Source organism: Hydrogenophaga sp. GW456-12-10-14-TSB4 (genome assembly GCF_059424305.1).
In genome coordinates, this window is sequence record NZ_JBWKZH010000006.1 from 44,310 (window position 1) to 62,718 (window position 18,409).

18 protein-coding genes are annotated in these 18,409 nt (G+C 65.0%); 16 read left to right on the forward strand and 2 right to left on the reverse strand.

Translation table 11 applies throughout. The features are described 5' to 3' along the window. Positions 1 to 53 precede the first annotated feature (53 nt). Positions 54 to 2,039 carry a relaxase/mobilization nuclease and DUF3363 domain-containing protein gene (locus tag AC07ZS_RS05000; RefSeq protein WP_043373731.1) on the forward strand — a complete coding sequence of 662 codons (1,986 nt, stop codon included), beginning with the start codon at positions 54 to 56 and terminating at the stop codon, positions 2,037 to 2,039. On the opposite strand, the gene AC07ZS_RS05005 is transcribed toward AC07ZS_RS05000, so the two are convergent. Both AC07ZS_RS05005 and AC07ZS_RS05010 read right to left on the reverse strand, forming a co-directional pair. Then, positions 2,028 to 2,480 carry a MarR family winged helix-turn-helix transcriptional regulator gene (locus AC07ZS_RS05005; protein ID WP_197026306.1) on the reverse strand — a complete coding sequence of 151 codons (453 nt, stop codon included), beginning with the start codon at positions 2,478 to 2,480 and terminating at the stop codon, positions 2,028 to 2,030. The genes AC07ZS_RS05000 and AC07ZS_RS05005 overlap by 12 nt on opposite strands. Further along, positions 2,477 to 3,136: a TetR/AcrR family transcriptional regulator gene (locus AC07ZS_RS05010; protein WP_005304557.1), complete on the reverse strand. Its 660-nt coding sequence runs from the start codon at positions 3,134 to 3,136 to the stop codon at positions 2,477 to 2,479. Before AC07ZS_RS05010 ends, AC07ZS_RS05005 begins: the two co-directional genes overlap by 4 nt. Positions 3,137 to 3,348: 212 nt before the next feature. Between AC07ZS_RS05010 and AC07ZS_RS05015 the strand changes: the two genes are divergently transcribed. The 15 genes from AC07ZS_RS05015 (at position 3,349) to trbL (ending at position 18,401) form a co-directional block, all read left to right on the forward strand. After that, the gene (locus tag AC07ZS_RS05015; RefSeq protein WP_005304555.1) at positions 3,349 to 4,884 is read left to right on the forward strand and encodes an efflux transporter outer membrane subunit; all 1,536 of its coding nucleotides are present in this window, start codon (positions 3,349 to 3,351) and stop codon (positions 4,882 to 4,884) included. Then, positions 4,881 to 6,452 carry an MFS transporter gene (locus AC07ZS_RS05020; RefSeq protein WP_005304552.1) on the forward strand — a complete coding sequence of 524 codons (1,572 nt, stop codon included), beginning with the start codon at positions 4,881 to 4,883 and terminating at the stop codon, positions 6,450 to 6,452. Before AC07ZS_RS05015 ends, AC07ZS_RS05020 begins: the two co-directional genes overlap by 4 nt. 7 nt (positions 6,453 to 6,459) lie before the next feature. Then, a complete protein-coding gene (locus AC07ZS_RS05025) occupies positions 6,460 to 7,494 on the forward strand; it encodes an HlyD family secretion protein (RefSeq protein WP_005304549.1) in 1,035 nt (344 codons plus the stop codon). A 30-nt stretch (positions 7,495 to 7,524) separates the two neighbouring features. After that, entirely contained in the window at positions 7,525 to 7,836 is a 312-nt protein-coding gene (locus AC07ZS_RS05030) for a DUF3861 domain-containing protein (RefSeq protein ID WP_005304546.1), read from the forward strand. Positions 7,837 to 7,869: 33 nt separating this feature from the next. Next, positions 7,870 to 8,814, forward strand: coding sequence for a LysR family transcriptional regulator (locus tag AC07ZS_RS05035; RefSeq protein WP_005304543.1), 945 nt, complete (start codon positions 7,870 to 7,872; stop codon positions 8,812 to 8,814). Beyond that, positions 8,811 to 9,089 (forward strand): EexN family lipoprotein, encoded by a 279-nt coding sequence (locus AC07ZS_RS05040; protein ID WP_005304541.1) that lies wholly within the window; start codon positions 8,811 to 8,813, stop codon positions 9,087 to 9,089. Before AC07ZS_RS05035 ends, AC07ZS_RS05040 begins: the two co-directional genes overlap by 4 nt. Positions 9,090 to 9,324: 235 nt before the next feature. Next, the gene (locus AC07ZS_RS05045) at positions 9,325 to 11,325 is read left to right on the forward strand and encodes a conjugal transfer protein TraG (protein WP_043373736.1); all 2,001 of its coding nucleotides are present in this window, start codon (positions 9,325 to 9,327) and stop codon (positions 11,323 to 11,325) included. Next, a complete protein-coding gene (locus AC07ZS_RS05050) occupies positions 11,322 to 11,786 on the forward strand; it encodes a ribbon-helix-helix protein, CopG family (RefSeq protein ID WP_005304534.1) in 465 nt (154 codons plus the stop codon). The genes AC07ZS_RS05045 and AC07ZS_RS05050 overlap by 4 nt, the downstream gene beginning before the upstream one ends. Further along, complete coding sequence (gene trbB / locus AC07ZS_RS05055) at positions 11,783 to 12,835, forward strand: P-type conjugative transfer ATPase TrbB (RefSeq protein WP_005304532.1); 1,053 nt, start codon at positions 11,783 to 11,785, stop codon at positions 12,833 to 12,835. Before AC07ZS_RS05050 ends, trbB begins: the two co-directional genes overlap by 4 nt. Then, entirely contained in the window at positions 12,832 to 13,215 is a 384-nt protein-coding gene (locus tag AC07ZS_RS05060; protein WP_005304529.1) for a TrbC/VirB2 family type IV secretion system protein, read from the forward strand. Before trbB ends, AC07ZS_RS05060 begins: the two co-directional genes overlap by 4 nt. Then, entirely contained in the window at positions 13,212 to 13,484 is a 273-nt protein-coding gene (locus AC07ZS_RS05065; RefSeq protein ID WP_068681373.1) for a VirB3 family type IV secretion system protein, read from the forward strand. Before AC07ZS_RS05060 ends, AC07ZS_RS05065 begins: the two co-directional genes overlap by 4 nt. Positions 13,485 to 13,499: 15 nt before the next feature. Further along, the gene (gene trbE, locus AC07ZS_RS05070; RefSeq protein WP_102905524.1) at positions 13,500 to 15,953 is read left to right on the forward strand and encodes a conjugal transfer protein TrbE; all 2,454 of its coding nucleotides are present in this window, start codon (positions 13,500 to 13,502) and stop codon (positions 15,951 to 15,953) included. Beyond that, positions 15,950 to 16,675: a P-type conjugative transfer protein TrbJ gene (gene trbJ / locus AC07ZS_RS05075; protein ID WP_028240148.1), complete on the forward strand. Its 726-nt coding sequence runs from the start codon at positions 15,950 to 15,952 to the stop codon at positions 16,673 to 16,675. Before trbE ends, trbJ begins: the two co-directional genes overlap by 4 nt. Before the next feature lie 11 nt (positions 16,676 to 16,686). Beyond that, complete coding sequence (locus AC07ZS_RS05080; protein WP_028240147.1) at positions 16,687 to 17,028, forward strand: hypothetical protein; 342 nt, start codon at positions 16,687 to 16,689, stop codon at positions 17,026 to 17,028. Further along, complete coding sequence (gene trbL / locus AC07ZS_RS05085) at positions 17,025 to 18,401, forward strand: P-type conjugative transfer protein TrbL (protein WP_028240146.1); 1,377 nt, start codon at positions 17,025 to 17,027, stop codon at positions 18,399 to 18,401. Before AC07ZS_RS05080 ends, trbL begins: the two co-directional genes overlap by 4 nt. Positions 18,402 to 18,409: the final 8 nt, after the last annotated feature.

Here is an 18,409-nt window from a genome sequence, read left to right on the forward strand (position 1 = left end):
TGTCCGCGTGCTTCGCACGACCGGACACGCCAGAGCTTGCAGGGAGCGCAGCCATGACCGACCGCCGCGACGATGATTTCCGCATCCGCCCCAGCGCCCCAAAGAACCGGGGCCAGGGCTTCGTCTCCAAGGTGCTCAAGCAGGCAGGCAAGGCCAGCAGCGGCAAGTCCACTGTGCGCCGTCTTGGCACTGCGAGCGGCACCGGGAGGGGCACCGGCCAGCGGCCCGGCTCGCGCCTGGGGCGCGGCCACACGGCGGCGCGCTTCGCCGGAGCGAAGCTCACGCCCATGTCGCGGCGCGTGACCATCAAGACGCTGCTGGTCAACCAGCGCCAAGCCAGCCCGCAGTCGCTCGCCAAGCACCTGCGCTACATCGAGCGCGACGGTGTGGGCCGCGATGGCGAGCCGGGCCAAGCCTATGGGCCGCAGACCGATGCTGCCGACCTCGACGCCTTCAAGGAACACTGCGCCGACGACCGACACCATTTCCGCTTCATCCTCTCGCCCGAGGATGGCGCGGAACTGGAAGACCTGCGCACCTACACGCGGCACCTCATGGGCCGCATGGAGGCCGACCTGGGCACGGGCCTCGATTGGGTGGCCGTCACTCACTGGAACACCGACAACCCGCACACGCACATCGTCGTGCGCGGGCGCGATGACACCGGCAAAGACCTCATCATCGCGGGCGACTACATCGCCGATGGCTTCCGCCATCGCGCCGCCGAACTGGCGACCGAATGGCTGGGGCCGCGCACCGAACTGGAGATCCAGCAGACTTTGCAGCGCGAGGTCGAGCAAGAGCGATGGACGAGCCTCGACCGCACGCTGCAACGTGAGGCCGGCGATGATGGCCGAGTGCATGTCGAACGCCTCAACGAACCGCGGTTGCAACGTCAGCGCCTGCTGCTGATCGGCCGCCTGCAACGCTTGCAGCGCCTTGGCCTGGCCGACGAGCTGCGGCCGGGCACCTTGGCCTTCCATGCCGACGCCGAGAAGACCTTGCGTGCCCTGGGCGAGCGTGGCGACATCATCCGCACCATGCAGCGGGCCATGCGTGGCGAGCCGCGCGAGTTGGCGGTGTTCGAGCCGGGGGACGATGGCCGAACCATCGTCGGTCGCGTGGCCGCGAAGGGGCTGGCCGACGAGCTGCGCGACCGGGGCTATCTGGTCATCGACGGCGTGGACGGCAAAGCCCATTACGTCGCGCTCAATGCCCGCGACGAACTGGCGAACTATCCGACCGGCGCGGTGGTGGAGGTGAAGGGATCGGCTGACGTGCGCGCTGCCGACAAGAACATCACCGCACTGGCGAGCGGCGGCCTATACCGCACCGACCATCACCTGGCCGTTGCGCAGGGTCAAGCCGTGCCCGGCCGCGATCCGCAGGAAGTCGTCGCGGCCCACGTCCGCCGGCTGGAAGCCCTGCGCCGCGCAGGCATCGTGGAGCGCGTGGCCGAGGGGCTATGGAAGGTGCCGGACGACCTGGCCGAACAGGGCCGCCGCTATGACGCACAGCGCCTGGGCGGCGTGGCCGTGGAACTGAAATCGCACCTGCCCATCGAGCGGCAGGCCCGCGTGATCGGAGCCACCTGGCTCGACCAGCAACTGATCGCTGGTGGCTCGGGCTTGGGCGACCTGGGTTTTGGTGGCGAGGCCAGACAGGCGATGCAGCAACGCGCCGACTTTCTGGCCGAACAGGGGCTGGCCGAGCGGCACGGGCAGCGTGTGATCCTCGCGCGCAACCTGCTGGGCACGCTGCGCAACCAGGACCTGGCGCAGGTCGCCAAAGACATTGCGGCCGACACCGGCTTAGAGCATCGCCCGGTGGCCGACGGGCAGCGCGTGGCTGGCATCTACCGGCGCTCCGTCATGCTCGCCAGTGGGCGCTACGCGATGCTCGATGACGGCATGGGGTTCTCACTGGTGCCGTGGAAACCCGTGATCGAACAACGCTTGGGGCAGCAACTTGCCGCCACGGTGCGCGGCGGCGGGGTGTCGTGGGAGATTGGGCGGCAGCGTGGGCCGTCAATCAGCTAGTGCTAACCCATGTATTTCGCTTTGTTTGAAAGCCTCGGTCAATTCCGAGCGAGCGGACTGCCAATGTGACTTCAACTCACGTATCGCGTTGCATCCATGTTCAGTCAGAATAATCTCGACAACTCTGCGGTCATGCGTGCGATCCATGCGCTCTTGTGCTGCTCTTTGGAGCATGCCCTTGTTTTCAAGACGGTCCAATAGCCTTGTCACAGAGGCTGAGTCGACTGCCAGACTGCGGGCCAAAGTGCTAGGCGTACATGCTGGAGTGGCTGAAATATGGTGTAGCGCCATCACCTGCACAGCGGTCAAACCGAACGGAGCAGCCACGCGATTCAGCACTTGATTCCTTGCTGTGCAAAGCCGCGTGATGGCCGTAGAAAGCTCCATCACCCGAAGGGCGTCGTCTGATTTCTCCGTGCCGATTGACCCATTCGGCATCATGACCGGGAACGCTTATTGGGCGAGTCCTCGCCGCAACCATAGGCACGCATGAATGTCATTACGGCTGCATTCGCCCACTGGTCAATCTGCGCCGAGGAAGGCGCGGCATCCGGATGAGTCAGGCACTGAAGCTGGGGTTCACCCCGAACCAGGTTGATGAACAGACTGGCGGCCGTCTCGCGGCCAATCTCGCCAAGATCGACCTCGCCGGATGCTGCCGCATTGGCCAGTTGTTCGGCCACCATCGCCGTCATGACCTGCGGGCCGGCCAGATAGAACGTCCGTGCGAGCTGGGGAAAGCGTGGGCCTTCGGCGATCACGACGCGGAAGACAGCCAGCCCGCCCGGAGACAGCACGATGTTCAAGTAGGCCCGAGCCAACAGGGTCAACGTTTCTCGCAGCTTCCCCGGGCGGAACTCGATGCCCTGCACCGTGTTCGTGAACGCTGCACATTCGGCTTCGATTACCGCGGTGAAGAGTGCTTCCTTGTTCGCGTAGTGCGCGTAAACCGTGGACTTGGACACGCCAGCCTCGCGCTGGATCATGTCGGTTGTTGCCGCGCTGAACCCATGGGTCAGGAAGACGTTTCGCGCAGCGCGCAGAACGGTGAGAGCCTTGGCGTTCAGCTCGCCGCTGCTCGGCGGCGGGGCGGTCATGACTTGGTTGGTTCGTCGCATCTGCTTGGGTCGGAAGTTTTGACACGGTGGCCAGGATTCTATATAGTACCAAACCGCTCGGTACGCATCAACCTAACCATTCGTCTCACAGGCATCTGCACCTAAGCAGGTTTCTTGTGAGCCGTCGGCTTAACTTTTATCGTAAATCACACCGAGCGGTTCGGTACTATTCGCGCATTGGATAAACCTTCATGACGTCACAACCGCTGCTCTCACAACTGCTGCGACAAGCAGGCACGGCGCTCTGCACGATCTCACTGGTCGGCTGTGCGGTGGGTCCTGACTTCGTGAAACCCGACGACAGGCTTGCAGCCGTTCAACTGTCGCCCAGGGCGGATTACGCGCAGGCTCAGGAAACATCCGCTGCGAACTTCCCATCGTCATGGTGGACGCTGTTCAACGATGACGTGTTAGCGGATCTGCAAGCCCGTGCGCAGGCGGGCAACCTGAACCTGCAGATCGCTTCCGAGCGCATTGAGCAAAGCCGGGCGCAGTTGGGGATTGCTTCCTCGCTGCTGCTGCCCAGCGTGGGCGCATCGGCAGGCTATTCCCGCGAGGCCCTCAGCGAGCACGGCAAGTTTGCCGCGTTGGGTGCACCGACGAGCGCGAGCGATTTCTGGCAGTTGGGATTCGACGCCAGTTGGGAACTCGATCTGTGGGGCCGCGCGCGGCGATCGCGCGAAGGCGCCGCAGCCGCCTTCGAGGCCACTGTGTATGAGCGCGAGGCGGCACGGGTGGCCTTGTCCGCCGAAGTGGCCCGCACCTACCTCCAATTGCGAGGAACGCAGGCGCAACTGGACATCACCCGGCAGAACCTGGAGGTCGCCGATCGCACCCTGCGCCTTGCCGAAAGCCGTGAGCGCAACGGTGTCGCCACGCGCTTTGAAACCGCTTCGGCGCGCGCGCAACTGGCAACGGTGGAGGCGCTGGTGCCAGAACTGGTCCAGCGCCGCAACACGCTGATGAACGCCTTGGCACTGCTGCAGGGGGAGGAGCCGCGCGCCCTCGATGCGCAGTTGCTTGAGGCGATGCCCTTGCCTTCGCTTCCTTCCAATGTGCCGGTGGGCCTGCCCTCCGAATTGGCGCACAGGCGGCCGGACATACAGCGCGCCGAAGCCCAGCTCCATGCCGCGACGGCGGCCATCGGCGTCGCCAAGGCCGATTTCTACCCGCGGATCGGCTTGCGGGGAAGAGTCGGCGTCGAGGCCTTCGAGTTCAACGACCTCGACAGTTGGGATTCCCGGTTCTTCTCCGTTGGCCCGACAGTCTATCTCCCGATCTTTCAGGGCGGTCGTTTGAAGCAGCGCCTGGCGCTGAACGAGGCACGGCAAAGAACAGCCGCCATTGCCTATCGGCAGACGGTGCTGCAAGCCTGGCATGAAGTGGACAACGCCCTGGACGCCTGGGCAGCCCAGCAGCACCGACATGCCGAATTGCTGGTTTCGTATGAACAGAACAAGCAGGCGCTGCATGCTGCCGAGCGCGGCTATCAGGAAGGCGCTGCCGACTACCTGAATGTCCTGGCCGCGCAGCGTGGCGTCCTTGCCAGCCAGACCAGCCTCAATGCCAGCGCCACCAACGCCGCGCTCACCCTGGTCAATCTCTACAAGTCGCTGGGCGGTGGCTGGGACCCTGACGCACTCACATCCGACCGGCAGGCCGGCGGCGATGCGCCCCTGACGACCACTGCGTCGTCTGCCACCTCGCCATCAAAGGCCGGCCAATGAGTGCCGCAGCGTTGCAGCCGACAGCGGCGCCACCCGCACCCGCTGCTGCGGTAGCCCCTCCGAAGCGGGCGATCGCCGGGCTGGTCGGCATCCTCATCGCGGCCATGATGGCCGGACTGAACAACCGCGTGGGCGCGTTGGCGCTGGCGGACGTGCGTGGCGCGCTGGGCTTCGGCCTGGACGACGCCTCCTGGCTCACGACCGTCTATAGCGCCGGCGAAGTGATCGCCATGCCGTTTGCGGCATGGTTCGCCATCACGCTCTCAGTGCGCCGCTTCGAGCTGTGGATGATCGGCGCATGCACCTTGCTGGCGGTGTGCATTCCCTTCATCCATGACCTCGATCTGCTGCTGGCCATGCGCTTCCTGCAAGGCATCGCCAGCGGCACGATGATTCCCGTGCTGATGATGGCGGCGTTGAAGTTCCTGCCACCCCACATACGGCTGCACGGACTGGCGCTGTATGCACTGACGGCCACCTTCGCCCCCAACCTCTCGATCTGGCTGGCGGGGCAATGGACGGATGGCCTGTTCGATTGGCGCTGGGTGTACTGGCAAATCCTTCCGCTCGCGGCCATTGCCGCCTTGTTGATCGGATGGGGCCTGCCGAAAGACCCGATCCAGACAGACCGCTTCCCGCAGGCCAACTGGCCGGGCATGGCTTTCGGCATGCCGGCATTTGCCCTGATTACCGTCGCCCTGGATCAGGGCGTGCGGCTGGACTGGTTCAACTCCCCCCTCATCGTCGTCTCATTGGTGGCCGGGCTGACGCTGCTGGCGGCCTATCTGCTGACGGAGTGGTATCACCCGGCGCCGTTCATCAAATTGCAGATGCTCAGCCGCCGCAACCTGGCGTTGGGCTTCACCTTGTTCATCTGCCTTCTGGTCGTGCTGACCTCTGGCGTGATGTTGCCGATGACCTATCTCGGGCCGCTCCAAAGCTACCGACCGCTTCAGATGGCACCAATCGGGCTCATCGTCGCGCTGCCTCAACTGGTCCTGGGTTCCGTGGTGGCGCTGTTCCTGTACCGGAAATGGGTCGATGCCCGATTCGTGTTCGCGGGCGGCCTGCTGCTGATCGCCCTGGCGTGCTTCTTTGGTGCGCAATTGACTTCCGATTGGAACCGCGACCAGTTCGTTATGACGCAGACGCTGCAAGCCTTTGGCCAGCCCATGGCTGTCGTCTCGATGCTGTTCCTGTGTACCAGCGTCGTACATCCCAGCGAAGGCCCGTATGTGTCGGGGAACATCAACACGCTGCGCGCCCTGGGGTCGGTACTCGGGGGCGCGGTGGTTGGGCAACTCGTGACCGTGAGACAGCGGTTCCACGCGGAAATGCTGCTGGACCACGCTGCGTTGGTAGGCAACTCCGTCCCGCTTGCTCCGGAGCCCGCTCAACTGATGGGAATCATCGGCCAGCAGGCGCTGGTGCTGTCAGTCGCGGATGCCTATCGCGTACTCGGCGTTCTGGCGCTGGTGATGGTCCCCTTCGTATTGCGGCTGACCTGCATTCCCGCCCCCGACTTGCAGGCCGCTGCTCCTCAATCCAAACCTTTGCCCCAAGGATAGTTTCACCATGGCCATGCCGAAGAAAGCCAAGATTACCAGTGCCGTGCTGCTGCTCGCAGTCGCAGTGGGCTGTGTCATTTATCTGAATCGTCCCGAGTCCAGCGCATCGACCCAATCTACGGACGATGCCTACGTCCAAGCCGATTTCACCCTCGTCGCGCCGCAGGTGTCCGGCGTGATCGGAAAGGTACTGGTCGAAGAAAACCAGCCAGTGAAGGCTGGGGATTTGCTCGTCGCCATCGACGACCGGGATTTCATCGTTGCGGTGAACACGGCAAAGGCACAGGTCGCCGCTGCCGAGGCCAGTGTCGAGGGGCTTGCCGCGCGTGTGGTGCAGCAGGAAACCGCGATACGTCAGGCGCAGGCGGCCGTTGCGGTGGACGATGCAGAACTCAAATTGGCAGAGGCCAACCAGAAACGCTACCGGAACCTGGCCTCCGATGGATCAGGTTCGATCCAGGCACAGCAACAGGCCGAGGCGCAGTTGGCCATTCGGCTGGCCAGCCGGGACAAGAATCGCGCGGGCCTGCAAGCGGCGCGGCAGCAGACGGACATCCTGAAAGCCGATCTTGAAAAGGCCAAGGCTGCGCTTTCTCAAGCGCAAGCCGCACAGGCCGCAGCGGAGTTGAAGCTCTCCTATACCCAAATCACGGCGCCCATCAGTGGCGTGATCGGCCAGAAGTCAGTGCGCGTCGGATCGTTCGTGAATGCCGGCAAACCATTGGCGGCCGTCGTTCCGCTGGATGCGGTCTACATCACGGCCAACTTCCGCGAAACGCAGTTGGCGCGCGTGCGGCCTGGGCAGCCGGTGGACATCAAGGTGGATGCCTTGCCGGGTACCGAGTTGAAGGGAACCGTGGAGAGCCTGGGGCCGGCCAGTGGCGTCAGCTATTCGGCCGTCGCGCCACACAACGCCACGGGCAACTTCACCAAGATCGTCCAGCGCCTGCCTGTGCGTATTCGCATCGACTCCGACCAGCCTGATGCGGCGAATCTGCGCGTCGGTATGTCCGTAACGCCGAAGATCCGCATCGGCGACTAGGTCATCACTCCAACATGAGGAGCCACACAAATGAGGCAATACCTTTATCGCGTAACTCTGGAGCAATTGACGGATTCACATGGCGTCCCCAGTGAACGCAAGCCTCTGCAGTTTAAGGTTGGGAATCATGACGACATCATCTCTGTCGTGACGTGGATTCGCAGCAGAGGTGATTTCAGCAGCCAGGCAGATGCGGCGGCATTTGCGGTTGGCCTGAAGCTGTTTGGCGGAGCCATCCTGGCGAACAAAGACAACCCGCTTCTATTTTCATTCCTGCCGCAGCTATATCAGTTTGTCAAGGATTTGAAAGCAGGATCAACCGACAGCCAAAGAAAAGACTGATTGTTCTCTTTGCGAAATGGGATGTGAATCGCCATGGAGCTTCGTCACCTTCGATACTTCCTGGCCGTGGCCGAAGAACTCCGTTTCGCTCGTGCGGCGGAGAAGCTGCATATTGAACAATCGCCGCTGTCGCGGGCCATCAAGGAACTGGAGGAAGAACTCGGTGTGGCGCTGTTTGCCCGTACCACGCGCAGTACGCGGCTAACCCATGCCGGAACATTGTTCTTGGAGCATGTGCGTCGCGTGTTTGCCGCCTTGGAACAAGCGCGTGATAGCGTGAAAGCGGCAGCTAATGGCTTTCATGGACAATTGCGAGTGGCCTTGTCGGATGGCATTACACCGTCGCGCTTGCCGACCTTGTTGGCGTTATGTCGTCAGGAAGAACCCGAGGTCGAAATCCGCTTCTTCGAGGTGCCGCTGTCGCAGCAGATTAAAGGGTTGCACGATGATCTATACGACGTGGGGTTTGCTCAGTCCGACGAGGTGGGCGATGGCATCGTCGCGTTGCCAGCTTGGAGTGATGCGCTAATGGTGGCGGTCCCCGCTCGCCATCCTCTACTGGCCCACAAGCGTATCCCCTTGGACGAACTGCTGCGCTATCCGCTGGTTTTGTGCGATCCGCAAGTGTGTGAAGGCCATGCCAAACACGTGGAACGAGTGCTGCGTCGTGCTGACATGGAACCGTTGATCGCAGAGCGAGTTGCCACATGCGATCTGATGATGGCGCTGGTATCAGCCGGCTTCGCGCTCGGGCTGGCGGGCGCTGCGCATATTTCCGCCAGCCGTGAACCGGGAGTGGTAGCGCGGCCACTTGCGTCGCGTGTACCTCCGCTGACGACTTACTTGCTTCGTCTTGACGGTGATCCGTCCGACGAACTTGCACGGTTCATCGAACGGGTACAGACAATTGAAACGCCGGAGACTCCCAGGCCCATCCGAGGCCGCAGTTCTGATCCACCGGAGGAATTGATGCCATGAAGAAAATCATTCCGTTCTTGCTCGTGACCGCCTTGTCTGCTTGCGGCCAATCCGAGGCACCTCAGAAGGCCGCCGATTCGGAGACGAATATTCCGACGGTGGAAGAGCTGGCGGCCAACCCTGACCAGCTTAAAGGACTGCGCCAACAGTGCAAGACCGATCGCCCCAAGCTGGGCGACATGCTGTGCAACCGGGTGGCCGAAGCCACGCGCAAGCGATTCTATGGCGACGGCGAAACGCCCTATACACCGCCGAAAGAGTCGCCAAAGTTCTGATTGTTGGCCGCTCGCCGATTCGCCTTCACTTTTTTTTCGACACGCCGCAATGCGCTCGCGCTTGCGGCGTTTTTCTTTGGTTCGCCGTCGCACTCATTCTGTCTTTTTGCTCGACCTTTCTTCTGAAAACGGTCTTTGACCGGCACTGACCCGGCACCGATCCTGACGCCTGCGGCACGCCTTTGTGCCGCTCTTTCCATGAGGAATCAGCTCAGGAGAAATCGGAGGCCAGGTCATGCAAGGGACGAACGTGCTGTTCGGTCAGATCGCCGTGGTATTCGGCATCGTGATCGCCGGCGTGTGGGGCGCCACACAATGGACAGCAGCGGCCCTTGGCTACCAACTACGCCTTGGCTCGCCCTGGTTTGATTTCTTCGGCACGCCGGTCTATCACCCGTGGCGGCTGTTCGAGTGGTGGTTCTTCTTCGACGCCTACGCGCCGCGCGTGTTCGACACCGGCGGCGCCATCGCGGGCGGCAGCGGTCTTGTTGCCGTGCTGGTGGCGATTGGCATGTCGATCTGGCGCTCGCGGCAATCGCGCCTGGTCACGACCTACGGCTCGGCCCGCTGGGCGAACGCGGATGACATTCGCAAGGCCGGCCTCACACAGCCGGCCGGCGTGTTCCTCGGCCAGCACGATCGCCAGTACCTGCGTCACGAAGGCCCGGAACACGTCCTGACCTTCGCGCCCACGCGCTCGGGCAAAGGTGTCGGCCTGGTGGTGCCGACGCTGCTGTCCTGGCCGGCCTCGGCCGTCATCCATGACATCAAGGGCGAGAACTGGCAGATCACCGCCGGCTGGCGCAGCCGATTCAGCCATTGCCTTCTGTTCAACCCGACCGATGCGAAGTCGGCGGCATACAACCCGCTGCTGGAGGTGCGGCGTGGCGCGCATGAAGTGCGCGACGTGCAGAACATCGCGGACATTCTGGTCGATCCCGAAGGCGCGTTGGAGAAGCGAAACCATTGGGAAAAGACCTCGCACGCGCTGCTGGTCGGGGCCATCCTGCATGTGCTCTACGCCGGCGAGGACAAGACGCTGCGCGGCGTCGCCAACTTTCTCTCCGATCCGGCCAGCCCGTTCGAGCTGACCTTGCACCGGATGATGACCACGCCGCACCTCGGCGACGGGCCGCATCCGGTCGTCGCATCGGCGGCGCGTGAAGTCCTCAACAAGAGCGACAACGAACGCTCGGGCGTGCTGTCCACGGCCATGTCGTTCCTCGGCCTTTACCGCGATCCCACGGTGGCCGAAGTCACCTCGCGCTGCGACTGGCGCATCGCCGACCTGATCGCTGCGGAACATCCGGTGTCGCTGTATCTGGTGGTGCCGCCTTCGGACATTTCGCGGACGAAGCCCCTCATTCGCCTGATCCTCAACCAGATCGGGCGGCGGCTCACCGAATCGCTCGACGGTTCCGATGGCATCGCGCGCCGCCACAAGCTGCTGTTGATGCTCGACGAGTTCCCGGCGCTGGGGCGCCTGGACTTCTTCGAGACGGCGCTGGCCTTCATGGCGGGCTACGGCATCCGCAGCTTCCTCATCGCGCAGTCGCTCAACCAGATCGACAAGGCGTATGGGCAAAACCACTCCATCCTCGACAACTGCCATGTGCGCGTGACGTTCGCCACGAACGACGAGCGCACCGCCAAGCGGATTTCCGAGACGCTGGGCACGGCCACCGAGCTGCGCGCGCAGCGCAACTATGCCGGCCACCGGCTCGCGCCGTGGCTAGACCACCTGATGGTGTCGCGCCAGGAAACCGCGCGCCCGCTGCTGACGCCGGGCGAAGTCATGCAGCTTCCACCTGACGAGGCCGTGGTGATGGTGTCCAGCGTGGCACCGATCAAGGCCAAGAAGCTGCGCTACTACGCGGACGCCAATTTCAAGCGTCGCGTGCTGCCACCGCCCGCGCTGGCGGATGGGCAGTACGCCGACGCGCCGCCATTGCGGCCCGACGACTGGAGCGGGTTGGCGATTCCCGCCGTGCCCACCGCACCCGCCGCGGCATCCGCTGATGGCCTGGGTTCCGCCGATGACGGTGGCCCACGCCGTCAGCCCGAACTCTCCGAAACCGTCGCCTACGACCCCGAGCTTGCCGCGCCTGCGGCCGACCTTGGGCTGCTCGATGACGACGACGACCTGCCGCTTCCCCTTCCTCGCCAGTTCGATCCAGCCATGCAGCGCACGGCCCGGCTGGCTTCCCTCGACCCCAACGACGGAATCGAGCTATGAGCCAATATCGCCTGAATCTCTTTATCCAGCCGGAGCACGCCAAGCGCCTGGACGAGCTGGCCGCCAAGAAAGGCGTGTCCAAGTCGTCCATCGTCGCGGCGGCGCTCGCATCGTGGCTGTCGCCCGATGCCGCCGACCAGCGCGAAGCGGCTATCGCCAAGCGGCTGGATCGCCTGTCGCGCCAGGCCGAGCGTATGGAGCGCGACCAGAACATCCAGATCGAAACGCTGGCGCTGTTCATTCGCTACTACCTCACGGTCAGCGCGCCAGTCCCCGAGGCGCACCAAGAGGCCGCCCGCGCCCAGGGCAAAGCTCGCTTCGAGCAGTTCGTTGAACAGTTGGGTCGGCACCTGCTGCGCGGGCGCAGCCTGGTGCGCGACGTGGTGGAGGAACTGCATCCCGACCCAATGCGGATGGAAGACGCGGCGGCAGCCGCGCAAGCGCAGGAGCGTGCGTCATGAGCGCCGTTCCACAGTCCATGAGCGCCACGTCGCTCGACCGCCGCATCCAGATGCTGCGCACGGCGATGGGGCCGCTGATCGCCGCTGCGCTCGAAGACCCGGACGTGGTGGAGGTGATGCTGAATCCCGATCGCACCCTTTGGGTGGATCGGCTTTCCAGTGGGCGCGCGCCGATGGGCGTGGAACTGCCCGAGGCGGACGGCGAGCGAATCATCCGCCTGGTCGCGGCCCACGTCGGCGCAGAAGTCCATCGCGGCCAGCCGCTGCTGTCCGCCGAGTTGCCCGAAACGGGCGAACGCTTCGAGGGCATCTTGCCACCGGCAGCGCCGGGGCCGGCCTTCGCGCTGCGCAAGCGCGCCATCGGCGTGATTCCGCTGGAGCGGTACGTCATCGACGGGATGATGACCAGCGCGCAAGCGGGCTTTCTCGTTCGCGCCGTGCGCGAGCGGCAGAACGTGCTGATCGCCGGCGCCACCAGCAGCGGCAAGACCACGCTCGCCAATGCGTTGCTCGCCGAAATCGCCGCCACCGGCGACCGCGTGCTGGTGCTCGAAGACACGGTGGAACTGCAATGCGCAGCCCGCGACCACGTTCCGCTGCGCACCCGCGCAGGCGTGGTGTCGATGACCGAACTGGTGCGCTCGTCCATGCGCCTGCGGCCTGATCGCGTCGTCGTTGGCGAAGTGCGCGGCGCCGAGGCACTGGATCTGATCAAGGTGTGGGGCACAGGCCATCCGGGCGGTATCGCCACGATCCATGCCGGCTCCGCGCTCGGCGCGCTGCTGCGCCTGGAGCAACTGATTCTCGAAGTGGCGGTGAACCCTCCCCGTGCGCTGATCGCCGAGGCGGTCAACGTAGTGATTCACATCGCCGGACGCGGGCGCAAGCGCCGCATCGAGAACATCGCCCGCGTCGTCGGCTTCGACGGCGTGGGCTACCAATTGGCGGACGCGCTGGAAACGCCGTTTCCCGAGCTGCCGCCACGTCCCGATGCCGCCCCCGCTGCGGCGACTTCCCCATCGCCTGACTCACTTGGAGAACTGCCATGACGCAGATGATCGTTCCTGCTTTCCGTTTTTCTGCAAATCCGGCTTTGCGTCTTGCGCGGCTGCGCTGCCTGGCCCGCCCTGCGGCGCAAGGGCTGCTGCTGGCCGCGCTGCTGTTGTTCCTGGCCGGAACCGCGCAGGCCGCCGGTTCCTCGATGCCGTGGGAAGGCCCGCTGCAATCCATCCTCGAATCCATCCAGGGGCCGGTGGCGCGCATCGTCGCGGTCATCATCATCATCGCCACCGGCCTTGCGCTGGCCTTCGGCGACACCTCCGGCGGATTCCGCAAGCTGATCCAGATCGTCTTCGGCCTGTCCATCGCCTTCGCGGCTTCGAGCTTCTTCCTGTCGTTCTTCAGCTTCTCCGGCGGGGCCGTCGTATGAGTGCCCCGGACACCTTCGCGGACGGCTTCGAGGTGCCGCTGCATCGCTCGCTGACCGAGCCGATTCTGCTTGGCGGTGCGCCGCGCACCGTGGCGATCGCCAACGGCACGCTGGCCGCCGCCGTCGGGCTGGGCCTGCAACTGTGGATTCCCGGCGTGGTGCTCTGGATCGTCGGCCATTCGCTGGCGGTGTGGGGTGCGCGCGTCGATCCGCAGTTCATGCAGGTCTTCGCCCGGCACATCAAGCACCGCTCGCTGCTGGACGTGTGAGGGGAGGACGCCGCGATGCTGAACCTCGCCGAATACCGCCAGCGCCCGGCCTTGCTTGCCGACTGGCTGCCCTGGGCCGGACTGGTCGCGCCGGGCGTCGTCTTGAACAAGGACGGCAGTTTCCAGCGCACGGCCCGGTTTCGCGGGCCTGACCTCGACAGCGCGACGCAAGGCGAGCTGATCGCCACGTCAGCGCGGTTGAACAACGCGCTGCGCCGCATGGGATCGGGCTGGGCGCTATTCATCGAAGCCGAGCGCCGGCCTGCGGCCGATTATCCGCACTCGGAGTTTCCCGAGCCGCTTTCGTGGGTGGTGGAGGAAGAACGCCGGGCCGCCTTCGAGGAATCGGGCAATCACTTCGAGAGCGGCTATCACCTGACGCTGCTTTACCTGCCGCCGGAAGAATCCCGCGCCCGTGCAGCCAAGATGCTCTACGAGAACACGCCGACGAATGGCGTGGACTGGCGCGAGCGGCTGCAAGCCTTCGTCGCGGAGACGGATCGCGTCTTTGACCTGCTCGACGGCGTGATGCCGGAAATTGACTGGCTCGATGACGCGCAGACGCTGACCTACCTGCACGCGACCATCTCGACGCGGCGCTATCGCGTGGGCGTGCCCGAAGTGCCGTTCCACATCGACGCGCTGCTGACCGATTCCGCGCTGGTCGGCGGCCTGGCGCCCATGCTGGGCGACCAGCACCTGCGGCTGGTGTCGGTGCGGGGCTTCCCGACCTCGACCTGGCCGGGGATTCTGGACGACCTCAACCGCCTCGGTTTTGCGTACCGCTGGAGCACGCGCTTTCTCTGCCTCGACAAAGCCGAGGCGGAAAAAGAACTTTCCCGCCTGCGCCGCCAGTGGTTCGCCAAGCGCAAGAACGTCATCGCGCTGCTGCGCGAAACGATCTTCCAGCAGGAAAGCCCGCTGGTCGATACCGACGCCAACAACAAGGCCGCCGATGCCGACGCCGCCTTGCAGGAGTTGGGCAGCGATCAAGTCGCCTTCGGCTATCTGACGGCGACCGTCACCGTCATGGACGAGGACGCCGCCGTCGCAGACGAGAAGCTGCGCATGGTGGAGCGCGTCATCCAGGGTCGGGGCTTCGTCACCATCCCTGAAACGCTCAATGCCGTGGATGCCTGGCTGTCCTCGCTCCCCGGCAATGCTTACGCCAACGTGCGCCAGCCCATCGTCTCGACGCTGAATCTGGCGCACATGATGCCGGTGTCGGCGGTATGGGCCGGGCCGGAGAAGAACGAACACCTCGACGGCCCCCCGCTGATCGTGACACGCACCGACGGCGCCACGCCGTTCCGGCTGGTGACGCACATCGGCGACGTGGGCCATACGCTGGTCGCGGGGCCGACCGGCATGGGCAAGTCGGTCTTGCTCGCCACGCTGGCGATGCAATTTCGCCGCTATCGCGGCTCGCGCATCTTCGCCTTCGACATGGGCCGCTCCATGCGGGCCGCCATCCTCGGCCTGGGCGGCGAACACTACGACCTGGGCACGGATGGCGAAATCGCCTTCCAGCCACTCGCGCGCATCGACCGTGAGGGCTACCGCACCTGGGCCGCCGAATGGATCGAAGGCCGCTTGCTGCACGAAGGCGTGGCGATCGGCCCCGACGAGAAGGCGGCTATCTGGTCGGCGCTGGGAAGTCTCGCCGGTGCGCCGGTGGAGCAGCGCACGATGACGGGACTTTCCGTGCTGCTGCAATCGAACACGCTGCGACAAGCGCTGTCGCCCTATGTGCTGGGTGGCGCCCACGGCAAGCTGCTGGACGCCGACCACGACCGGCTGGGCATGGCCGACGTGCAGTGCTTCGAGATGGAGGAGCTGATGCACAGCAAGGCCGCCGTCATGGCCGTGCTGCATTACCTCTTTGCGCGTTTCGATGAACGCTTCGACGGGGCGCCCACGCTGCTGATCCTTGATGAAGCGTGGCTGTTCCTCGATGACCCGGTGTTTGCCGCGCGTATCCGCCAGTGGCTCAAGACACTGCGCAAGAAGAACGTCAGCGTCATCTTCGCCACGCAGAGCCTCGCCGACATCAAGGATTCGAGCATCGCGCCCGCGATCATCGAGAGCTGCGCGAGTCGGATTTTCTTGCCCAACCCGCAGGCCACCGAGCCGCAGATTCGCACGATCTACGAGGGCTTCGGCCTCAACAGGCGGCAGATCGAGATCGTCGCCACCGCGCAGCCCAAGCGCGACTACTACTACCAATCCCGCCTCGGCAACCGCCTGTTCGAACTCGACCTGGGGCCGGCGGCTCTGGCGTTTGCGGGCGCTTCCACGCCGCAAGACCAGCGCGACATAGACCGCGTGCTGCTGGACGCCGGCGTGCCCGGCTTCGCGGGCGCCTGGCTGCGCCATCGCGGCCTCGATTGGGCGGCCGACCTGCTGCCCTCGTTCCCCGGCCTCGCGCCGGGTTCCCTCGCTGACCAACCTCTGGAGAACCTGCCATGAATAAGCGCCTTATCGCCGCCGCCATCGCGGCCATGCTTTGCACCGCCACCGCCCATGCGCAATGGGTCGTGGTCGATCCCACGAACCTCGTGCAGAACACGCTGACCGCGATCCGCACGTTGCAACAGATCAACAACCAGATCCAGCAGCTTCAGAACGAAGCGCAGATGTTGATGAACCAGGCGCGCAACCTCGCCAGCCTGCCGTCCAGCGTGGTGAACCAGTTGCGCGCCAATTTGGCGACGACCGAGCGGCTAATCGCCCAGGCGCGCGGCCTGGCCTACGACGTGACGAATCTGGATCGGGAGTTCGCGCGCCTGTATCCCGAGCAGTACGCCGCCACCGTCAGCGGCGACCAGATGTACCGCGACGCGCAGGAGCGTTGGAGGAACACGCTCCACGGCTTGCAGACCACCATGCAGATGCAAGCGCAGGTATCGCAGAACCTGGGCGAAGACGAAAGCGTGCTGGCCGACCTCGTGGGCAAGAGCCAGTCGGCCGAAGGCGCGTTGCAGGCGATGCAGGCCATGAACCAGTTGCTGGCTTTGCAGGCCAAGCAGTCGATCCAGTCGCAGCGGCTCCAGATCACGCAAGACCGGGCCGCCTCGCTGGAGCTGGCGCGGCAGGCGGCGGCCACCGAACGCGCCCGCGAGGTGCGGCGGCGCTTCCTGGGTGAAGGCACGCCGTACACGCCGCAGCGCGTGGACTTCTACGGCAACTGACGGAGGCCGCCATGCGATGCGTCCTCGCCCTGTCGGTTTCGCTGCTTGTGGCGCTGCTGGCCGCTTGCAGCGAGCAGCCGACCGACAACCTTGCCGATGCCCTGACCGCCGATCCCGTGCGGCTCAAGGCATTGCGCGCGCAATGCGCGGCCGACCGGCAGGCCACGGGCGAGGACGCTTGCCGCGCCGCCGCCGAAGCCTTCCGGCGGCGCTTCTTCTCCGGCCAGGCCGGGCCGGATGAGTACCAGACGCTGGCCGACCTGCCGCCGATCCCGCCAAGTTTCGATGCACCGGCCGAATCGGACGACGGCAGCGAATCGCCGGCCGCATCCGATCAAGAGGACGCGCCATGAATGACGTGACCATCATCGACCGCTTCCTCAGTATCTTCGCCGCCTACATCGACTCGGGTTTCGGGCTGTTGCAGGGCGAAGTGGCCTTCCTCACCGCAACGCTGATCGTCATCGACATGACGATCGCCGGACTGTATTGGGCGATGAGCCACGCCACCGGCCAGGGCGAGGACGTCATCGCCAAGCTGCTGCGCAAGGTGCTCTACGTCGGTGCCTTCGCCTACATCATCGGCAACTTCAACTGGCTGGCCGGCATCGTGTTCCGCTCCTTCGCCGGGCTGGGCATCACCGCCACCGGCTCGGCCATCACGATGGAGAACTTCTTGCAGCCGGGCCGGCTGGCGAAAACCGGCATCGACGCAGGAGCGCCGATTCTGGAGCAAGTCGGCGAGATGGCCGGCTTCCCCGAGGTGTTCGTCAATCTTGACGCCATCACGGTGATGTTCCTCGCCTGGCTGATTGTGGTCTTGAGCTTCTTCGTGCTGGCGATCCAGCTATTCATCACGTTGATCGAGTTCAAGCTGACCACGCTCGCAGGCTTCGTGCTGGTGCCTTTCGCGCTCTGGAATAAGACGAGCTTCTTGGCGGAAAAGGTGCTTGGCAACGTGGTGTCGTCTGGCGTCAAGGTCTTGGTGCTGGCTGTCATCGTCGGCATCGGTTCGGGCGTGTTCGCGGAGTTCCAAGTCCATCCCGCCGAGCCTTCCATCGACCATGCGCTGGTCATCATGCTGGCCTCGCTCACCTTGCTGGCGCTCGGGATCTTCGGCCCCGGTATCGCCACGGGCCTGGTGTCCGGTGCGCCGCAACTCGGCGCGGGCGCGATGGCCGGGGCCGCTGTCGGCGCCGCCGGCACGGCCGTTGCCGTCGGCGCTGCCGCGACGGGCGTAGGCGGCGCCGTCATGGCCGGGGCGCGCATGGCGCCTGCCGCCGCCAAGCTCGCTGGCAGCGGCGCGCGTGCTGCCGCCTCGACGGCCAGCAGCGCACGCTCGGCGTTTCAGGCCGGTTCCGCCGCCGCAGGCGGTGGCGCGAAGGGCGCGATGGCCGGCTTGGGCAACGTCGCCAAGACCGGCGCGCAGTCCGCCGGGCGCGGCATCGCATCCCGTGCTTCCGCTGCTGGGCAACGCATGGCAGCTCCCTTCCGCTCTGGTTGGAACGGCCAGGCGGCTGACGGCGACTCGGCAGCCGGAGCATCCGGCCAGGCCGCCGCAGGCGAGGCCACGTCCGGCGCAGCCAATACACAGCCCGCTTGGGCCAAGCGGCTGCATCGCCGCCAGCAACTCACCCATGCCGCGACCACCACCGCCCATGCGCTGCGCGGCGGCGACGGCGGCGGCTCCGGCCAGGGGCCGAGCCTGCGCGATTCCGATTCATAAGGAGAACT

Bases quoted from the DNA above. Each gene is read 5' to 3' on its own strand.
- AC07ZS_RS05000 (WP_043373731.1), top strand. From the start codon at position 54: ATGACCGACCGCCGCGACGATGATTTCCGCATCCGCCCCAGCGCCCCA.
- AC07ZS_RS05005 (WP_197026306.1), bottom strand. From the start codon at position 2,480: ATGATGCCGAATGGGTCAATCGGCACGGAGAAATCAGACGACGCCCTT.
- AC07ZS_RS05010 (WP_005304557.1), bottom strand. From the start codon at position 3,136: ATGACCGCCCCGCCGCCGAGCAGCGGCGAGCTGAACGCCAAGGCTCTC.
- AC07ZS_RS05015 (WP_005304555.1), top strand. From the start codon at position 3,349: ATGACGTCACAACCGCTGCTCTCACAACTGCTGCGACAAGCAGGCACG.
- AC07ZS_RS05020 (WP_005304552.1), top strand. From the start codon at position 4,881: ATGAGTGCCGCAGCGTTGCAGCCGACAGCGGCGCCACCCGCACCCGCT.
- AC07ZS_RS05025 (WP_005304549.1), top strand. From the start codon at position 6,460: ATGGCCATGCCGAAGAAAGCCAAGATTACCAGTGCCGTGCTGCTGCTC.
- AC07ZS_RS05030 (WP_005304546.1), top strand. From the start codon at position 7,525: ATGAGGCAATACCTTTATCGCGTAACTCTGGAGCAATTGACGGATTCA.
- AC07ZS_RS05035 (WP_005304543.1), top strand. From the start codon at position 7,870: ATGGAGCTTCGTCACCTTCGATACTTCCTGGCCGTGGCCGAAGAACTC.
- AC07ZS_RS05040 (WP_005304541.1), top strand. From the start codon at position 8,811: ATGAAGAAAATCATTCCGTTCTTGCTCGTGACCGCCTTGTCTGCTTGC.
- AC07ZS_RS05045 (WP_043373736.1), top strand. From the start codon at position 9,325: ATGCAAGGGACGAACGTGCTGTTCGGTCAGATCGCCGTGGTATTCGGC.
- AC07ZS_RS05050 (WP_005304534.1), top strand. From the start codon at position 11,322: ATGAGCCAATATCGCCTGAATCTCTTTATCCAGCCGGAGCACGCCAAG.
- trbB (WP_005304532.1), top strand. From the start codon at position 11,783: ATGAGCGCCGTTCCACAGTCCATGAGCGCCACGTCGCTCGACCGCCGC.
- AC07ZS_RS05060 (WP_005304529.1), top strand. From the start codon at position 12,832: ATGACGCAGATGATCGTTCCTGCTTTCCGTTTTTCTGCAAATCCGGCT.
- AC07ZS_RS05065 (WP_068681373.1), top strand. From the start codon at position 13,212: ATGAGTGCCCCGGACACCTTCGCGGACGGCTTCGAGGTGCCGCTGCAT.
- trbE (WP_102905524.1), top strand. From the start codon at position 13,500: ATGCTGAACCTCGCCGAATACCGCCAGCGCCCGGCCTTGCTTGCCGAC.
- trbJ (WP_028240148.1), top strand. From the start codon at position 15,950: ATGAATAAGCGCCTTATCGCCGCCGCCATCGCGGCCATGCTTTGCACC.
- AC07ZS_RS05080 (WP_028240147.1), top strand. From the start codon at position 16,687: ATGCGATGCGTCCTCGCCCTGTCGGTTTCGCTGCTTGTGGCGCTGCTG.
- trbL (WP_028240146.1), top strand. From the start codon at position 17,025: ATGAATGACGTGACCATCATCGACCGCTTCCTCAGTATCTTCGCCGCC.